The sequence below is a fragment of the Flavimobilis soli genome (assembly GCF_002564025.1).
GTDB lineage: Bacteria > Actinomycetota > Actinomycetes > Actinomycetales > Cellulomonadaceae > Flavimobilis > Flavimobilis soli.
The window spans coordinates 1,246,499-1,263,869 of the sequence record NZ_PDJH01000001.1 but is presented as its reverse complement, the minus strand read 5'-3'; the positions used below and the strand labels follow the sequence as shown (position 1 = coordinate 1,263,869).

Here is a 17,371-nt window from a genome sequence, read left to right as displayed (position 1 = left end):
GGGACGAGCCTGCCGCGGCGGGGGGAGAAGTAGCGCATCCAGCGTGGGAGCCTCATCGCGTCCTCCCTCCCTCGGCGCGTGCTTCGGCGTCGTGGCCGAGGGCGAACCTCCGGGCGGCGACGTACAGCTCGCGCGAGAACGCGAGGAGCTTCTGGCGGGCCGGGATGAGCCCCTGCGGCCGGAAGATCATGAGCGTCATGAGCGCGATCCCGAAGAACAGGTACTTGTAGTTCGCGATCTCGTTGCCGTCGATCGGGATGCCGAGCAGGTTCTCCCGGCCGAGGAAGAAGTTCGGCAGGTAGACGATGATGAACGCCCCGAGGATCACGCCGAGCTTGTTGCCCTGCCCGCCGAGGACGACGGCGCAGAGGAACAGCACGGAGTTGATGACGTTGAAGTTCGTCGGGACGACGAACTGCACCTGGCCGGCGTACAGCGCGCCGGAGAGGCCGCCGATGCCGGCGCCGATCATGAACGCGTGGAGCTTGAACTTGAACGTCGGGACGCCCATGATCTCGGCGGCGTCCTCGTCCTCGCGGATGGCGATCCAGGCGCGGCCCACGCGGGAGCGCTCGAGGTTGCCGACCATGAGGAGCACCAGGACGATCAGCACGAGGCTGACCCAGAACCACCAGGTGCCCGAGTTGAGCGGCGTGGACACGTTGCCGGCGGAGAACACGCCCGTGGGGCGGTCCTCCGAGACGCCGAGGAGCGGGTAGGCGATCTGGTTGAGGCCGCGGCCACCGTTCGTGATCTCACCGAGGTTGTCTGCCATGAGGCGGACGATCTCGCCGAAGCCGAGGGTGACGATCGCGAGGTAGTCGCCGCGCAGGCGCAGCGTCGGCGACCCGAGTATGAGGCCCGAGATGGCGGTGACGGCGACGGCGACGGGGAGCGCGGCGAGCCACGCCCAGTCGCGCGAGAGCCAGTCGTCCGTCTGGTTCCACGGGCTCGCGGGGCTCGTGATCAGGCCGACGGTGTAGGCGCCGATCGCGTAGAAGCCGATGTAGCCGAGGTCGAGCAGGCCTGCCTGGCCGACGACGACGTTGAGGCCGATCGCGATGAGCGCGTACATGCCGAACTGCGCCATGACGCCGCCGAAGTCGGTGCCGACCGTGGCGATGCCTGCCGGGCGGATGACGGGCAGGAGCGCCACGAGGATGAAGGCCGGGAGGCCGATGGCCCACTGCGTGGGCCGCGCGAGGGCGTCCCACCACAGGCGGATGCGGTCGCCCACGCCGAGGTTGATGGTCGTGTCGTTCATGCGCGGGCCCTCCCCATCTTCTCGCCCAGGATTCCTGTCGGCCGGATCATGAGGACGAGGATCAGCAGGACGAACGCGACGACGTCGCGCCACTCCGTGCCGAACAGCGTCTGGCCGTACAGCTCCATGACTCCGAGGAGCAGGCCGCCCAGGAGGGCGCCGCGGAGGTTGCCGATGCCGCCGAGGACGGCGGCGCAGAACGCCTTGATGCCGAGGATGAAGCCGCCCGAGTAGATGATCCCGTTGGGCACGCGGAGCGTGTACAGGAGCGCGGCAGCACCGGCGAGGATGCCGCCGATGAGGAACGTGAGCATGATGACGCGCTCGCGGGAGACGCCCATGAGGGTCGCGGTGACCGGGTCCTGCGCGACGGCGCGGATGCCTCGGCCGAACTTCGTCCGGTTGATGAAGAGGTCCGCGCAGAGGGCCAGGATCAGTGCCGCCGAGATGATGATGATCGTGACGTTGGTGACGTCGGCGCCGAGGAACGAGAACTGCGTCTCGGGGGTCACGAGGCGGATCGGCTGCTGGGCGTTGACGCCTCCGAGCGTGCCGCCGGTGAGCTTCGGCAGGACGAAGTGCACGAACTCCTGGATGACGAACGACGCGCCGATCGCCGTGATGAGGAAGACGAGCGGGGTGGCACCGCGCTTGCGCAGCGGGCGGTAGGCGACGCGCTCGAGGCCGACGGCGACGCCGCCCGAGACGGCCATGCCGCCGACGAGGGCGAGGCCGAGGTAGACGACGGTCATCGCGATGCCCATGTCGTAGGCGTTGCCGCTCGGGCCGAAGCCCAGCAGCATCAGCATCGCGTACTGGCCGAGCATGCCCACCATGAAGACCTCGGAGTGGGCGAAGTTGATGAGGCGAAGGACGCCGTAGACGAGCGTGTAGCCGACCGCGACGAGCGCGTAGATCGCGCCGTAGGTCAGCCCGGAGACGGTCAGCGCCCAGAAGCTGCTGAGCAGGCCGTCGACGTTGAAGTCGATGAGTGCGGTGGGGGCGGCGCCGGCGAGGTCGGCTACCGCGCTGCTTGCGTGGGCCACGTCGAGAGACGGGGAGAAGTTCATGGGCGGGTCCTCGGGGGAGGTGGGGCGCCAGGGGCGCCGGTCAGCTGCACGGACGAGAGCGGCCGGCCCTGCGTGCAGGGCCGGCCGCTCTGGTCGTCAGCTGGACTTCACCTCGTAGATCCAGATGAGCGCGTTGGCGAGCTCACCCTTGTCGTCCCACTCGTAGCTGCGGGCGAGGCCGCTGCCCGAGTAGCTCGCCACGAAGTCGACGAGACCCTTGCGGTCCTTTACGCCCGAGTCGATGCCCTTGAGGATGATCGTCGCGAGGTCGTAGCCCTCGGTCGAGTAGACGCCGGGAGCCTGGCCGTTGACCTCGGTGTACTTCGCCTCGAAGTCCGCGGGCGCCGGGCCGCACGGGCAGGAGAGGAGAGCGCCCTCGGACGCGGCGCCGGCCTGCGTGACGAACTGCGGGTCGTTGGTGCCGTCAGCGGAGACGAAGACGGCCTCGACACCACCGTCGCGCAGCTGCGAGGCGAGCGGTGCGGCCTCGGCGTAGTAGCCGGCGTAGAAGACCGCGTCAGGCGCGGCGGACTTCACGGACTCGACGGTCGCGGAGAAGTCCTTGTCGCCGGTCTTGACGGAGCCGGAGCAGGTCGCGGCGTCGCCGAGCCCCGCGGTGATCTCCTCGGCGAGGCCGATGCCGTAGTCGGAGTCGTCCTGGATGACGCAGACCTTCTCGAAGCCGGCCGTGTCGACGAGGTACTTCGCGACGGCAGGGCCCTGGACGGCGTCGTTGGCGAGGCCGCGGAAGAAGTTGTCCCAGCCGTTGCCGGTCAGGTCGGGGTTCGTGGCGGACGCGCTGAGCGAGAGCAGGCCTGCCTGGTTGAACACGGAGCCGGTCGCGTTGGTCTCGCCGGAGAACGCCGGGCCGAGGAGGCCGATGACGCTCTCGTCGGAGACGATCGACGGCGCGACCTGGGTGGCCTTCTGCGGGTCACCCTCGGTGTCGAACGGCTTGAGCGTGACCTGGCAGTCGGGGTTGGCCTCGTTGTGCGCGTCGACGGCGACCTTGGCGCCGTACTGGATGTTGAGTCCGAGGGCCGCGTTGGCGCCGGTGAAGGCACCGGCGATCGCGATCGTCACCGGGTCGCACTTGGCGGTCCCGTCACCGGCCGGGTCTGCGACGTCGCCGCCGCCCGCGGCGGGGACCTCCTTGCCGTCCTTGTCGATCTGGATGAGCGGCACGATCGCGAGGTCTGCCGCGGCCGTGGTTCCTCCGCCTGTGGTCGTCGAGCTCGCGCCGGGCTCGGCAGTCTTGTCGGAGCAGGCGGTCAGTGTGAGGACGGCGGCGGCGGTCAGTGCGACGGCCGTGGAGAGCCTGCGATTCATGTTTCCTCCGGGAGGTTCGGCGGCGGGCGCGGGGCCTTGGCGAGCACGGGTGCAGCGGCCCGGCGTCCGGTCGGACACCGGAAGCATGCCTTCCCCTGGTCGTCCTGATAACCCCTGATGACCGAAAGACACCACATCGTGTCTTTCAGGAAATACGTCGGCAATCTTGCGTTGCACGATGATCACACAAGGCGTCGCTTCACGCTAGGTGATCGGGGGGTTTAGCGATCTGACCGTGACCTGCGATGTCCCGTGGTCGGGTGCTTGACTGGGTCCATGACCGACGACGTGCGCGCAGGACCGCCCTCCCGACCTGGGCGCGTCGAGGTGATCACTGGCCCGATGTTCGCGGGAAAGTCGGAAGAGCTGCTGCGTCGGGTGCGCCGCGCGGGCTTCGCGGGGCTCTCGGTCGAGGTGGTCCACCACGCTGTGGACACCCGCCGGGGGGCTGGAGCGGTGTCGTCGCACAGCGGCCTCGAGGTTCCTGCCGTCCCGGTCGCGGACGTCGCAGGGCTCGAGGCGCACGTCGCCGCGACGCGCCCAGGTGGTCTGGACCTGCTGGCGATCGACGAGGCGCAGTTCTTCGGCCCGGACCTGGTGGACGCGGTGCAGCGCTTCGCGGGCCTGGGCCTCGTGGTGGTCGTGGCGGGCCTGGACGTGACGTTCGAGGCGCGGCCGTTCGAGCCGATGCCGTCCCTCGCGGCGCTCGCGGAGTCCGTGACGCGGCTGACGGCGGTGTGCTCGGTGTGCGGTGCGGACGCCGCGTTCCACGAGCGGGTCGTCGCCGGCGACCGGGTCGCCGAGGTGCGTGAGGCGCGTCCTGAGCTGGTCGGCGGCGCGGAATCGTACGTGGCGCGCTGCCGCCACCACCTCGCGGCACGCCCGTGGGACCGCGGCTAGCCCTGCGGGCTCAGGCCGAGGAACGCGCCGAGCTCGGCGACGCCTGCGGGCGTCGTGGGCAGATGGTCGACGAGCGCGGGGGAGCGGACGATCACGGCGTGGTGCTTGGCGCGTGACACGGCGACGTTGACGCGGTTGCGGTTGAGCAGGAACCCGATGCCGCGCGGGACTTCGGCGCCGCTCGACGCGGCGAACGACACGATCGCGACGGGGGCTTCTCGTCCCTGGAACTTGTCGACCGTGCCGACCCGGGTGTCGCGGAACCCGGCTCTGTCGAGGCGGTGGCGGATCGCGGCAACCTGGGCGTTGTAGGCCGCGACGACGAGCACGTCGGCGGCGGCGAGCGGCCGGTCCTCCGGTGTCTTGGCGGCGGGGTCCTGCCAGCGACGTCCGACGACGGCGGCGACCTGGGCGACGACCTCGTCCGCCTCCGCGTCGGAGACGGTCGCGTTGCCGTGGTGCTCGACGAGCACCGTGCGCACGCCGGGTTCGACGCCGTCGAGCGAGCGTGTCTCTGCGACGCCGGGTCGTGAGGTGAGGCGACCGTCGTACGAGAGCCGGGAGACGGCGTCGCACACCGCGGGGTGCATGCGCCAGGACTCGGCGAGGAAGAAGCCGAGGTGGTCGGGGAGCGTCGTGTGGTCGCCCATGAGCCAGCCGAGCGCCGACGTCTCGACGGGTTCGGGGTGCACGCCCTGCGACACCTGCGGGAGCTGCTGCGGGTCGCCGAGCAGCATGACGTTGCGGGCGGCCTGCGCGACGGCGAGGGTGTTGGCGAGCGCGAACTGGCCGGCCTCGTCGACGACGAGGAGGTCGTAGCCGCCGTCCGGCAGCTTGCGCGGGGACGCGAAGTCCCAGGCGGTGCCGCCGACGACGTACCCGGTTCCGGTGGCGTCGTGGCGGGCGAAGAACCCTGCGAAGGTCTTCTCGTCCTTGAGCGGCACCCAGGGGTGGTCTGCGCCGTCCTCGACGGGCTGGTCGGTGGGTGGCTTCTTCGCGATCTGGTCGGGGTCGACCCCAGCCTTCTGGACGGCGCGGAGCATGTTCTCGACGACGGCGTGCGACTGGGCGACGACGCCGACCTTCCAGCCAGCGGCGACGAGCTCCGCGATGACGTGCGACCCGGTGTGGGTCTTGCCGGTCCCGGGCGGGCCCTGGACGGCGAGGTAGGAGCCGTCGAGCGTGCGGACGGTTCGGGTGATCGCAGCGATCGGGTCGTGCTCGCGCTCCTCCTCGGTCGGCCACGCGGCGCCCTCGCGCAGGCGGGGCGGGACGCGCCGGAGCAGGTCGAGCATCGCGAGCGGCGGGAGCTCGGGTCCTCCGGCGTCGGGGGAGCCGAGTGACTGCACGACGCGCTCGGCGAGGTCGGTGATCGCTGTGGCGAGCGGCTTGCCGAGGGAGGTGATCGAGGGTGCGAGCGCGACCGGGAGGGCTGTCCAGCCGCTCTGCCCGCCCGGGCAGCTCTCGGCGAGGACGAGCGTCGTCTGCTCGCCGTCGGACCGGATCTCGAGGACCTTCGCGCCCGAGGGGTTCCACACGAGGTCGCCGGTCGCGGAGCCCTTCATGCCGTCGCCCGCGGGGCCGCGGTAGACGGGCCAGACGGTGGTGCCCTCGGTCAGGTCGGTGCCGGGTTCGAGCTGCCCGACGACGGTGAGGGTGCGGCACCAGGTGCGCTTCGGCTTGACCGGCGCCTGCCAGTCGGCGGCGTGGACCTCGAGGACGCCGGGAGTGGTCTCGGCGGGGCGGAACGCTGACCGTGAGGTCCACTCGTCGACGGGCGTCGCGAGGCGGTCGAAGTGCTCCCACCACGCGGGGCGTTCTTCGCGCCGATGGTAGTCCATCGCTGCCGCGAGCATGGCGAGCGCCTGCTCGTCAGGGGTGCGGTCGGGACGGGCGACGTCGTCGCGAACGTGCGCGAGCAGGGCCGCTTGGGCGGCCTGGATGCGCAGCGCCAGCTCGGACGGTGCGGGCTGCGCGGTCGTCGCGCCGTCGTCGGGTGCGGACGCGCTGCCGGCGGTGGGGTGGACGCCGTGCTCGGCGGCGCGGGCGAGGAGCCAGTCGCGCAGGCGGCGTGTGGAGATGCAGTCGTCGCGGTTGTACGCGCCGATCTCGTCGAGCTTGGCCTCGAAGCCGTCAGTGTCGCCGGTGTCGCGGAGCCGGCATGCCTCGGCGTACTCGGTGATGGAGTCCTGGGCGTTCGTGACGCCCGCACGGGCGGTGGGCGTGTAGAGCGGCTCGAGGTACTTGATCGAGTAGGACGGCTGCGAGGTGCGCAGGGAGGCGCGGACGATCGCGTACAGGTCGACGAAGACGCCGGAGCGCAGCAGGTCGTCGAGCACGTCTTCGCCGATGCCGTGCCTGCCGACGAGCCGCTTGAGCGCCGTCGTCTCGTAAGGGGCGTAGTGGTAGACGTGCATGCCGGGGTGCTGCGCGCGGCGCTCGACGACGAGCGCGAGGAAGCGTTCGAGGGCCTTCTTCTCCTGGGCACGGTCGTGCGCCCAGATCGGGACGAACGGCGGTTCGTCGTCCTTCGAGCTCGGTTCTGTGACGAGGCCGAAGAGGTACTCGAGCCCCCAGTCGACCGAACCGTCCTCGGCCCAGAGCGGGTCGCCCTCGAAGTCGAAGTAGATGTCGCCGGCGTCGGGCCGGGGGAGTCGTCGCAGCGCTTCGGGGGCGAAGACGTCGACGGTGATGCGGGGCCGGCCGTCGGGGAGGGTGGGGGCGTCGCCGTCGGGCGGTGACTGGATGACCTGGAGCCTGGCCTGGGCGCGAAGGGTGGCGAGGGTGCCGCCGGAGATGCCGGGGACGGGACCGTCGCTCGCGGCGAGGTCGTCGATCGTCTCGATGCCGGCTGCGTTGAGACGGGCGCGCTGGACGGTGCTGAGGTTGGCGACGAGGAGGACGTCGCGGTGCGCGGCGACCTCTTCCTGGCAGGTGTCGCACCGTCCGCAGGCGGTGATCCCGGGGGCGCCCCAGGCGATGGGTTCGGTCGCGCGCATGTGCTGCTCGACGAGGGCTTCGACGCGGGAGCGGCGGAACCGCAGGAGGGGAACGATGTCGTCGATGCGGTGCGTGGAGGTGGTGCGGTCGCCGAGGACGAGGTGGGCTTCGGGGGCGACGGTGATGCCGGCGCGCTGGAGCTGGTCGGCGTAGGCGGCGAGCTGGAGGACGGCGGTGACCTTGGCGTGCCGGGCGAGCTTGGTGTCGTAGACGGCGTAGCCGTCGTCGGTGCGGACGAGGAAGTCGGCGCGGCCGGAGAAGGTGCCGTCGAAGAGCTCGGCCTGGTAGATCGCGTCGACGTCGTCGCGCAGGGCGTCGAGGGTGAGGTCGTGAAGCGCCCTGGGTCTGATGGAGACTCGCGCTATTTGATTCCGACCAGCAGTTCGCGGTCGGCTTGGACAGCATAGAACGCGTTCTCGAACTCGACGGGCGGGACGTCGCCGAGGTAGCCATGGAGACGTTGCGCATTGTGCCAGTGCACCCACCCGAGCGTCGCGAGCTCGAGGTCCTCGACGGTCTTCCACGGTCGTTGGCGGGCAGGTCCGCGGACGAGTTCGGTCTTGTAATAGCCGTTCACCGTCTCGGCCAGGGCGTTGTCATACGAATCGCCGACGGTTCCGATCGAGGGTGTCGCGCCGATCTCCGCGAGGCGTTCGCCGTAGCGAATCGACGTGAACTGAGAGCCCGCGTCGCTGTGACAGCGCAGATCGGCGTGGCGTGCACCGCGGGACCAGCGGGCCATCTCGATCGCGTCGAGGACCATCTCGGTGCGCATGTGGGACGCGACCCGCCAGCCCACAATCATCCTGCTGAACGCGTCGACGATGAAGCACACGTAAGCGACGCCGGCCCAGGTGGGCACGAACGTCAGGTCCGTCACCCAGAGCCGGTTTGGTGCGGTCGCGGTGAACTCGCGCTTGACGAGGTCCGGGTGCCGCGCCGACGCCGGATCCGGGCGGGTGGTCTTCACCCGCTTCGACCGTCGGGCGCCCTCGATCCCCGCGACCCGCATCAGCCGGGCGGTCTGATCCCGACCGATCACGATCCTCGCTCGTCGGGCCGCCTTCCACAGCTTGCGGACCCCGTAGACGCGGTAGTTCATCTCCCACAGCTCGACCAGCCGCGGGATCAGCTCCTCGTCCCGCAGCGCGCGAGCCGAGGGGGCGCGGGTCTTGGCGGCGTAGTAGCTGCTCGGGGCCACCTGCAGCAGTCTGCAGATGAGCTCGACTCCGAGCCGGCGACCGTCGACCAGGTCGTCCTTGTTCGCGTCGATGAACGCGACTACTTCCGGTAGTGGCGGTCGAGCTCCGCCCCAAAGAAAGACGCCGCACGCTTGAGCACCTCGTTGGCGCGGCGAAGCTCCCGGTTCTCCTGCTCAAGCTCCCGCACCCGCTGCGCTTCGGCGCTGCTCACGCCCGGGGTGACGCCGTCGTCGATGTCGGCCTGCTTGACCCACATCCGCACGGACTCGACCCCGTAACCCAGCTGCGTCGCGACCCGCTGCACCGTCCCCTGCGTGACGCCGAGCTCAGCGCGCAGCGTCCTCACCATCCGCACTGCGGCGGCCTTCTCCTCGCTCGAGTAGCGACGCGTCGTCGGCTTCCCATTCGCCAGTTCCTTCGGCATGACTCCATCCTCGTTTCCAAGGTCAGGAGTCTCCAACAAACTCAGGGCGCTTCATCGCGTCGGTCGTGGAGGTCTTGGGTGCTGCGCGGCGGGCTGCTGGGTAGCTCGAGGAGGCCGCGACCGGTGGTCGGGTCGTAGGGGCCGAACCGGCCGAGGTACGTGTCGCGGAGGTGTGCTTCGTGGGCGGCGCCGAGCTCGGCGGTGCGTTCGAGCATCGCGTCGGGGTCGACGGGCGGGTTCGGGATGCGTCCGAGGCGGGCATCGAGGGTGCGGAGCAGCGCGAGCTCGCACGTGGCGGCGACGGTGATGTCGCTCGCGCTGATGATGGGCTGCCCGTCGAGGATGCGCATGCGGGCAGTCTGTCAGGCGTGTCCGACAGTGGTCCGCGACGCCGCCGTCGCCGGGCCCAGCGGCCTCGAGCAGTCCGCGGATCGCTCGGTTGCACACGTGGAGTGTGCCTTCGGGCGATCGGTCGGGTGGGTGCTATCGGGGTGGTGTGACGAGGCGGGTGCGGATCTCGTGGGTGGTGAAGGGGTCGGAGGTGCTGGTGGTGGTGTTGGTGCCGTCGACGTCGCGCCAGCTGGTCTCTCCGACGAGGCGCCACTGGCCTTGCCAGGTGGTGGTGAGCGTGACTTGGTAGGTGTCGAGGCGGGTGTTGAAGCGCCCTGAGTTTGTTGGAGACTCCTGACCTTGGAAACGAGGATGGAGTCATGCCGAAGGAACTGGCGAATGGGAAGCCGACGACGCGTCGCTACTCGAGCGAGGAGAAGGCCGCCGCAGTGCGGATGGTGAGGACGCTGCGCGCTGAGCTCGGCGTCACGCAGGGGACGGTGCAGCGGGTCGCGACGCAGCTGGGTTACGGGGTCGAGTCCGTGCGGATGTGGGTCAAGCAGGCCGACATCGACGACGGCGTCACCCCGGGCGTGAGCAGCGCCGAAGCGCAGCGGGTGCGGGAGCTTGAGCAGGAGAACCGGGAGCTTCGCCGCGCCAACGAGGTGCTCAAGCGTGCGGCGTCTTTCTTTGGGGCGGAGCTCGACCGCCACTACCGGAAGTAGTCGCGTTCATCGACGCGAACAAGGACGACCTGGTCGACGGTCGCCGGCTCGGAGTCGAGCTCATCTGCAGACTGCTGCAGGTGGCCCCGAGCAGCTACTACGCCGCCAAGACCCGCGCCCCCTCGGCTCGCGCGCTGCGGGACGAGGAGCTGATCCCGCGGCTGGTCGAGCTGTGGGAGATGAACTACCGCGTCTACGGGGTCCGCAAGCTGTGGAAGGCGGCCCGACGAGCGAGGATCGTGATCGGTCGGGATCAGACCGCCCGGCTGATGCGGGTCGCGGGGATCGAGGGCGCCCGACGGTCGAAGCGGGTGAAGACCACCCGCCCGGATCCGGCGTCGGCGCGGCACCCGGACCTCGTCAAGCGCGAGTTCACCGCGACCGCACCAAACCGGCTCTGGGTGACGGACCTGACGTTCGTGCCCACCTGGGCCGGCGTCGCTTACGTGTGCTTCATCGTCGACGCGTTCAGCAGGATGATTGTGGGCTGGCGGGTCGCGTCCCACATGCGCACCGAGATGGTCCTCGACGCGATCGAGATGGCCCGCTGGTCCCGCGGTGCACGCCACGCCGATCTGCGCTGTCACAGCGACGCGGGCTCTCAGTTCACGTCGATTCGCTACGGCGAACGCCTCGCGGAGATCGGCGCGACACCCTCGATCGGAACCGTCGGCGATTCGTATGACAACGCCCTGGCCGAGACGGTGAACGGCTATTACAAGACCGAACTCGTCCGCGGACCTGCCCGCCAACGACCGTGGAAGACCGTCGAGGACCTCGAGCTCGCGACGCTCGGGTGGGTGCACTGGCACAATGCGCAACGTCTCCATGGCTACCTCGGCGACGTCCCGCCCGTCGAGTTCGAGAACGCGTTCTATGCTGTCCAAGCCGACCGCGAACTGCTGGTCGGAATCAAATAGCGCGAGTCTCCATCAGACCCAGGGCGCTTCAGAGAGCGGCTGTCGCACAGTGATGTATCGAACACACGCGTCTCGACCAAAGGGAGGCCCGAAACCGGACGCGAACTTGGGTCGAAGGGAGAAGGTGTCTCGTTACGCCAGTTGCCGAACAGGTCGATCGCGTTGTCGGTGGCTTCGGTTGAGATGTCCCACTCCTCGGCAGTTGCGATCGGGAGGGCAATCACCACAAGAGCGACGACAGAGGCGAGCCTCGCGCCCATCATCGGGCGGGTAACTCGTTGACGCCGCGCTTCGCCTCGATCTTCCATGCGCCGTCGGACCAAGCTGCGACAAGGGCCGTCGTGTGGGTCTCTCGTGGCCGATCGACGCGCTCGCCCTCAGGGGACACCTCGATCCCGGGGGCAATGACTAGGTCCATCAACCAGGTGTGGTGCTCGTTCGACGACTCGGGCTCATATAGCTTGGCGAGGTCGATCGAGAGGGCTGACCCGAGCAGCAGTCGGTCCTCGTCAGCGAGCTTCTCGGCCCCCTCGGCAAGGGCGCTGCAGTACTCGCATGTCGGCGCAGAGATGCTGCGCAGCAGCGACGTGTCGCCTGTGTTCAGCGTGTATCCGTAGAGCGCTACGAAGTACTCGACGGCCGCTTTGGAGCCGACCTTGCCGGGCGTCTTGAGGTCTACGGGAACGGCTGGCGGTGTCGTGATCTTCTCGATCGTCGGCTTGTCGGCTGTCGCGCTCGCGGTGGGGGTCGCTGAGGGCGTCTTGCTCGCGGGCAAGGGCGTCGGCGGCGCGGTCGGCGAGGGCGCCGCCTCGCTCGTGCATCCGGTGAGCAGGATCGCCGCGAGGACGACGGAGGCGCAGCGCAGGGCGAGCGAGGAGGTCGCGGGCATGGTGAGCAAGGTAGCGACCCGCTGAGACGCTCGCCACATATGTCCCGCATCTGTGGATCAGCGTGGTCGAAGGGCATCATGTGGGCACTGCTCGGCCGCGGACAACGGGCGGCTGAGGATGGGCGTGCATCAGCCGACGGATCGCTGGGACGCACTCGTGACGTGTGCATCCGGGCGATCAGTCGAGCGGCCGGCCCACCGATCGCCGGAATGCACAGCTGACACGTGCATTCGGGCGATCAGTCGAGGGGGCCGGGGCGCCGATCGCCCGGGTGCACACCTCACGCGTGGATCAGGGCGATCCGTGGGCACGCAGCGCACCCGGACAGGAGCACGCACCCGGCGGCCCCGGACTCAGCGGTCGGCTGTCACCGCGTCGATGATCCGCTCGAGCTCGGTGAGCCGCGCGACGCCCGCGCGGGAGAAGACGATCTCGCCGTCGCGCAGGATGACGAGTGTCGGCAGCGACATCACGTGGAAGCGCGCTGCGAGCCCTTGCTGCTCGTCCGTGTTGACGCTGCCGAACACGAGGTCGGGGTGCCGCTGCGACGCGGCCTCGAACACGGGCTTGAAGTAGTGGCACGGCCGGCACCACGGCGCCCAGAAGTCGAGCAGCACGACACCCGGCCCGGCGACGAGCCGACCGAGCGTCTCGGGGTCGATCGGGACGGTGGCCACGGGAGGAATCTACGTCGCTCGCCCACCGGGCGCGCGGGCCGGGACGTGGACCGTGCCGCATCTCTCACCAACTGGTGGAAGAATTGGTCAGATGCTCACCGACGCCCAGATCGCAGCGCTCGTCGGCCGCACCGTGCTCGCTCGGGGCGAGGACGTGCGGGCGCAGGGGCGTGTCGTGTCTGTCGCGCGCAACGGGAGCACCGTCGTCGGGCACGTCACCGGGTCGAACGACGAGCAGTACGTCGCCGTCGTGAACTTCGCCGGCACGGGTGACGCCGCCCGGCCGCGGCACGGTACGTGCAGCTGCCCGGTGCGGCTCAACTGCAAGCACGTCGCCGCGACGCTCCTGACGCTCAAGGCGCGCGAGCGCGCCGTCGACGACCTCCCCGACGCAGGCGCGGCCGCGGCTCCGCGCGGCCTGAGCGCGAGCCCGCGCGGCTCGAACGCGGCTACGGGCCGCGAGGGTGAGCGCACCGCCCGTGACTACGCGTCCAAGCCCGAGTGGCAGCGCACGTTCGAGGGCCTGCTCGACGACGCGCCCCCGGCTCCGCGTCCTGCACCGCCCGCGCTCACCCCGTGGGGCACGCGCGTGACGACCGAGGTCGCGCTCATGGTCGAGGCGACGCCTGTGACGCGGTCGTCGCGTGTGGCGGGCGTCGGCGGCGTCAACGTCACGGTCCGCCCGCTCGCGAAGGGCCGCACGGGCACGTGGGTGCGTCAGGGCGTCTCGTGGCAGGACTTCCGCTACCCCGACGCGTCCATCTCCCTGCCGCCCGAGCAGTTCACGGCTCTGCGCGCGCTCGCGGCCCTCGGCGACGTCGACTACCTGAACTCGTCCGTGCTCGGCATCCACATCGAGCGTCTCCCCGGGCCGGCGCTGTGGGCTGCGCTCACCGAGGCGTACCGGACGGGCGTGCCGTTCCTGCACCCTGACCGCAGCGAGCTCGCGTTCGAGCCGCGTCCCGTGCCCGTCGTGCTGAAGATCTCGCACAGCCGCCGCAAGGAGGGCGGCCTGCGCGTCTCGGCGGGCTTCGACCTGCCGCGCAAGTGGCGCGAGACGCCGAACATCGTCCGCCTCGGCGAGCCCGCCGCGGGCATCCTCGGCTGGGGTGGCACGGACGAGCCTGGCCGCTCGACGACGCTGCGGCTCGCAGCCACGCGCCCGCTCGACCCGTCCGTCATCAGCCTGCTCGACCGTCCGTCGCCGCTGCTCGTCCCGGAGGACGACGTCGAGCGGTTCTTCGCGCAGGTCCTGCCGCGGCTGCGCGGCCTCGTCGACCAGGTCGTCGTCGCTGACGGCGTCGCGATGCCCGCGGCGCCCGAGCCGACGCTGTGGCTCGACGTCGTGCGCAGCCCGTCGCACGACACGCGTCTGCGCTGGGAGTGGCGGTACGCCCCGACCGGCCCGGACGACGACGCGCCCCGCGACCTCGGCCCCGCCCTCCTCACCGCGGACCTCGGCACGCCTGCGCTCGGCGCGATGCGCGACGAGGTCGCGGAGAACGCGATCCTCGACCGCGTGCTCGACACCGTGCCGCGCCTCCTGCGACACGTCGAGCAGGGCTTCGAGCAGGGTGTCGGCACGGAAGAGCTCACCGGCCTCGACACGGTGACGTTCTTCGCGGAGGAGCTGCCCGAGCTGCAGGCGGCCGCCGCGGCCACGCCTGGCTTCGAGATCGACGTCCACGGCGAGGGCGTCGACTACCGGCTCGTCGAGCACGTCGACGTCACGGTCGACACGACCGAGCGCGAGAACGACCGCGACTGGTTCGACCTGCAGGTGCGCGTCTCCGTGGGGGACCAGGAGGTCCCGTACGAGGTGCTGTTCCGCGCGATCGCCGCGGGCTCGAGCCACCTCCTCCTCGCGGACGGCTCGTACTTCGCGCTCGACGACCCGCGCTTCGAGCGGCTGCGCGACATCATCGCCGAGGCCCGCGCGATGCAGGAGGGCACGGGCGGCCCGCTGCGCGTCTCGCGCTTCCAGGCGACGCTGTTCGAGGAGCTCGAGTCGCTCGGCGTCGTCGGCGACCAGGCGGCGCAGTGGCGCGACGCGCTCGGCGCCCTCGCGCAGGGTGGCGCGCCCACGCGCATCGACGTCCCGGCGACGATGCATGCCGAGCTGAGGCCCTACCAGCGCGACGGCCTCGACTGGCTCGCGTTCCTCGCCGAGCACCACCTCGGCGGCGTCCTCGCCGACGACATGGGACTCGGCAAGACGATCCAGACGCTCGCGTTCGTCGCGCACCTGCTCAGGCAGGACGTGCCCGACGACGCAGCGCCCGGGACGCGGCGCCCGCCCGTGCTCGTGGTCGCGCCGACGAGCGTCGTCGGGAACTGGGTCGCGGAGGCGCGGCGCTTCGTCCCCGACCTCACAGCCGTCTCGGTCTCGACGACGGCCGCGAAGCGGCGAGGGCGCACGCTCGCCGACGAGATCGGCGACGCCGACATCGTCGTCACGTCGTACGCCCTGTTCCGTCTGGACTTCGAGTCGTACGACGCGCTCGACTGGTCGACGCTCGTCCTCGACGAGGCTCAGTTCGTCAAGAACCACCAGTCGGTCGGCTACCAGTGCGCGCGCAAGCTGCGCACGCCCACGAAGATCGCGCTGACGGGCACCCCGCTCGAGAACAACCTCATGGAGCTGTGGTCGATCATGTCGATCGTCTGCCCCGGCCTGTTCCCGAGCCCCACACGTTTCGCCGAGCACTTCGCCCGTCCGATCGAGCGCAAGGGCGACAACGTGCGCCTCGCGCAGCTCCGCCGTCGGGTCGCGCCGTTCATGGTGCGCCGCACCAAGGAGGCCGTCGCGGCGGACCTGCCGCCGAAGGTCGAGGCGGTCACCGAGGTCGACCTCAACCCGCGCCACCGCAAGGTGTACGACCGGCTGCTGGCGCGCGAGCGTGCCCGCGTCCTCGGGCTCGTTGACGACCTCGACGGCCACCGTTTCGAGGTGCTGCGCTCGCTGACGATCCTGAGGCAGGCGGCGCTCGACGTGTCGCTCGTCGCGGACGCGGACCCGCACATCGCGCCGGCGGAGCCGGGGGACGACGCCGCGGTCGGGCCAGCGGTGGACGGACCGGCCGTGCACGGCCCGGGGTCCGGGGCGGGGCCCCACCACGCGCCGTCGTCCAAGCTCGAGGTGCTGTTCGAGATGCTCGACGACATCCTCGCTGAGGAGCACTCGGTGCTGATCTTCAGCCAGTTCACGCAGTTCCTCGGCAAGGTGCGTGACGGGCTGGTCGCACGCGGCGTCGAGCACTCGTACCTCGACGGCCGCACGCGCAACCGTCAGGAGACGATCGAGCGCTTCACGTCGGGCGGGACGAAGGTGTTCCTGATCTCGCTCAAGGCGGGCGGGTTCGGTCTGAACCTCACGGCGGCCGACTACTGCATCCTGCTCGACCCGTGGTGGAACCCGGCGGCGGAGGCGCAGGCGGTCGACCGTGCGCACCGCATCGGTCAGACCAAGCAGGTCATGGTCTACCGGCTGGTCGCACAGGACACGATCGAGGAGAAGGTCATGGCCCTCAAGGCGGGCAAGTCCGCGCTGTTCACGTCGGTGCTCGACGGCGGCGCGGCGGGCGGCGCGGGCCTCAGCGCGCAGGATGTCCGCGAGCTGCTCGCCTGACACCTCCCGACAGATCGCTCGGATGCACCCACCGTTGGTGCATCCGGGCGATCGGCGCGTCCGAGCGCCGACCGTCTGTGCCATGCTCCTGGTCAGTTACCGGGGAGGTCAGGGCAATGGTGCGTCGCACGGCGGACGTGGGGTACGGGACCGGAGACTGGTTTGTAGTTCCACTCGCCGATGGGTCCTTCGCGCCCGGCCGGGTGGTAGTTCATCACGGAGAGCAGGGAGTCTTGGGATATCTGTTCGCTCCGCAGACGACCTCTCCGACATTGAAGGATGTCAGTCTTCTCGATCCGGGGGACGCCCTGTTGGCCTGCAAGATGTCGGGGCTGTACATCGGTAGCCGGTGGCCATTGCTTGGCGGTGCTGGACCGGTAGATCTGAGCGTGTGGCGTCTCCCGGAAGGAGAGAACGATGTCAGAAGACTCTCCGTCCGCGGCCGCGAGGTGCGCGTCGATGTGATCGACCGCTACTTGCGTACTGTTCACTCGTTTCATGTGCCGCTCAGTGAGCTCGGGCAACGACAGCCGGGAGGGTCCCTCGGACCGCTCTCTGTCGAGAACTGGTTCCCGCAAGCCCTCGCTCACGGAACTCTTGTGCCGTTGCGGACTCAGCGGTGGTGGGATCATCCGACGCCGGTGCCTGAGGCTGCGCCGATGGCGCCGCCGCGGGAGGATCTGGATGACCGTGTGTGCATCGTGGTGCCGGGCCGGAAGAGGTCGGCGGTGGACGTGATCGAGTGTGCGCTGCTTCTCGAGCTCGACTCGGAGCTGGGGGAGCTAGACGGGACGATGAGTGGTCCGGAGGGTACGGAGATCGTGCTGTACGGCCAGGATGGGCGTGGGCTCGCGGCGGAGGTGGAGCGGATCGTGCGTGCGCACAAGCTGCCCGCGGGCACGCATCTGCTGGTCGAGGCGGGCGAGGACACCTGGACGGTCCCCTTGGCGCCGTGAGCTGCGCCAGACGTGGCCTCTCAGGAGGCACACAGGCGCGGTAAAGCGGCGCCTCA

Annotated in this window: 12 protein-coding genes; 4 read left to right on the top strand and 8 right to left on the bottom strand. The window is 70.2% G+C overall.

All coding sequences use genetic code 11. The annotated features are described in order from the left end of the window. Positions 1 to 52: 52 nt before the first annotated feature. The 3 genes from ATL41_RS05810 to ATL41_RS05800 form a co-directional block, all read right to left on the bottom strand. Positions 53 to 1,264: a branched-chain amino acid ABC transporter permease gene (locus tag ATL41_RS05810; RefSeq protein WP_098457629.1), complete on the bottom strand. Its 1,212-nt coding sequence runs from the start codon at positions 1,262 to 1,264 to the stop codon at positions 53 to 55. Continuing rightward, entirely contained in the window at positions 1,261 to 2,334 is a 1,074-nt protein-coding gene (locus ATL41_RS05805) for a branched-chain amino acid ABC transporter permease (protein ID WP_098457628.1), read from the bottom strand. The genes ATL41_RS05810 and ATL41_RS05805 overlap by 4 nt, the downstream gene beginning before the upstream one ends. Positions 2,335 to 2,430: 96 nt before the next feature. Next, positions 2,431 to 3,663: a branched-chain amino acid ABC transporter substrate-binding protein gene (locus ATL41_RS05800; protein ID WP_098457627.1), complete on the bottom strand. Its 1,233-nt coding sequence runs from the start codon at positions 3,661 to 3,663 to the stop codon at positions 2,431 to 2,433. Between the two features lie 276 nt (positions 3,664 to 3,939). On the opposite strand from ATL41_RS05800, the gene ATL41_RS05795 reads away from it, so the two are divergent. After that, positions 3,940 to 4,563: a thymidine kinase gene (locus tag ATL41_RS05795; protein ID WP_098457626.1), complete on the top strand. Its 624-nt coding sequence runs from the start codon at positions 3,940 to 3,942 to the stop codon at positions 4,561 to 4,563. Here the strand turns inward: ATL41_RS05795 and ATL41_RS05790 are convergent. From ATL41_RS05790 to ATL41_RS05780, 3 genes are all read right to left on the bottom strand, one after another. Beyond that, positions 4,560 to 7,853 (bottom strand): TM0106 family RecB-like putative nuclease, encoded by a 3,294-nt coding sequence (locus tag ATL41_RS05790; RefSeq protein ID WP_245854902.1) that lies wholly within the window; start codon positions 7,851 to 7,853, stop codon positions 4,560 to 4,562. The two genes, ATL41_RS05795 and ATL41_RS05790, sit on opposite strands and share 4 nt — an antisense overlap. A 71-nt stretch (positions 7,854 to 7,924) precedes the next feature. Next, positions 7,925 to 9,189 (bottom strand): IS3 family transposase gene (locus ATL41_RS13490; RefSeq protein ID WP_245854530.1). Its coding sequence is split into 2 segments (ribosomal slippage): positions 7,925 to 8,877 and positions 8,877 to 9,189, totalling 1,266 coding nucleotides; the frame shifts between segments, so codons are not numbered across the junction. Between the two features lie 41 nt (positions 9,190 to 9,230). Further along, positions 9,231 to 9,539: a hypothetical protein gene (locus tag ATL41_RS05780; protein WP_098457624.1), complete on the bottom strand. Its 309-nt coding sequence runs from the start codon at positions 9,537 to 9,539 to the stop codon at positions 9,231 to 9,233. A gap of 360 nt (positions 9,540 to 9,899) precedes the next feature. Between ATL41_RS05780 and ATL41_RS05775 the strand changes: the two genes are divergently transcribed. After that, positions 9,900 to 11,164 (top strand): IS3 family transposase gene (locus ATL41_RS05775; protein ID WP_245854530.1). Its coding sequence is split into 2 segments (ribosomal slippage): positions 9,900 to 10,212 and positions 10,212 to 11,164, totalling 1,266 coding nucleotides; the frame shifts between segments, so codons are not numbered across the junction. Positions 11,165 to 11,423: 259 nt separating this feature from the next. Here ATL41_RS05775 and ATL41_RS05770 read toward each other — a convergent pair. Then, positions 11,424 to 12,053, bottom strand: coding sequence for a DUF6318 family protein (locus ATL41_RS05770; RefSeq protein WP_143556583.1), 630 nt, complete (start codon positions 12,051 to 12,053; stop codon positions 11,424 to 11,426). Positions 12,054 to 12,407: 354 nt separating this feature from the next. Beyond that, on the bottom strand, positions 12,408 to 12,731 hold the full coding sequence (locus ATL41_RS05765) for a thioredoxin family protein (protein ID WP_098457622.1): 324 nt from the start codon (positions 12,729 to 12,731) through the stop codon (positions 12,408 to 12,410). Between the two features lie 91 nt (positions 12,732 to 12,822). On the opposite strand from ATL41_RS05765, the gene ATL41_RS05760 reads away from it, so the two are divergent. Together ATL41_RS05760 and ATL41_RS13020 are read left to right on the top strand one after the other, a co-directional pair. After that, positions 12,823 to 16,359: a DEAD/DEAH box helicase gene (locus ATL41_RS05760; RefSeq protein WP_098457621.1), complete on the top strand. Its 3,537-nt coding sequence runs from the start codon at positions 12,823 to 12,825 to the stop codon at positions 16,357 to 16,359. 116 nt (positions 16,360 to 16,475) lie between these two features. Next, positions 16,476 to 17,315, top strand: coding sequence for an Imm26 family immunity protein (locus ATL41_RS13020; RefSeq protein WP_143556582.1), 840 nt, complete (start codon positions 16,476 to 16,478; stop codon positions 17,313 to 17,315). The last annotated feature ends 56 nt before the right edge of the window (positions 17,316 to 17,371 follow it).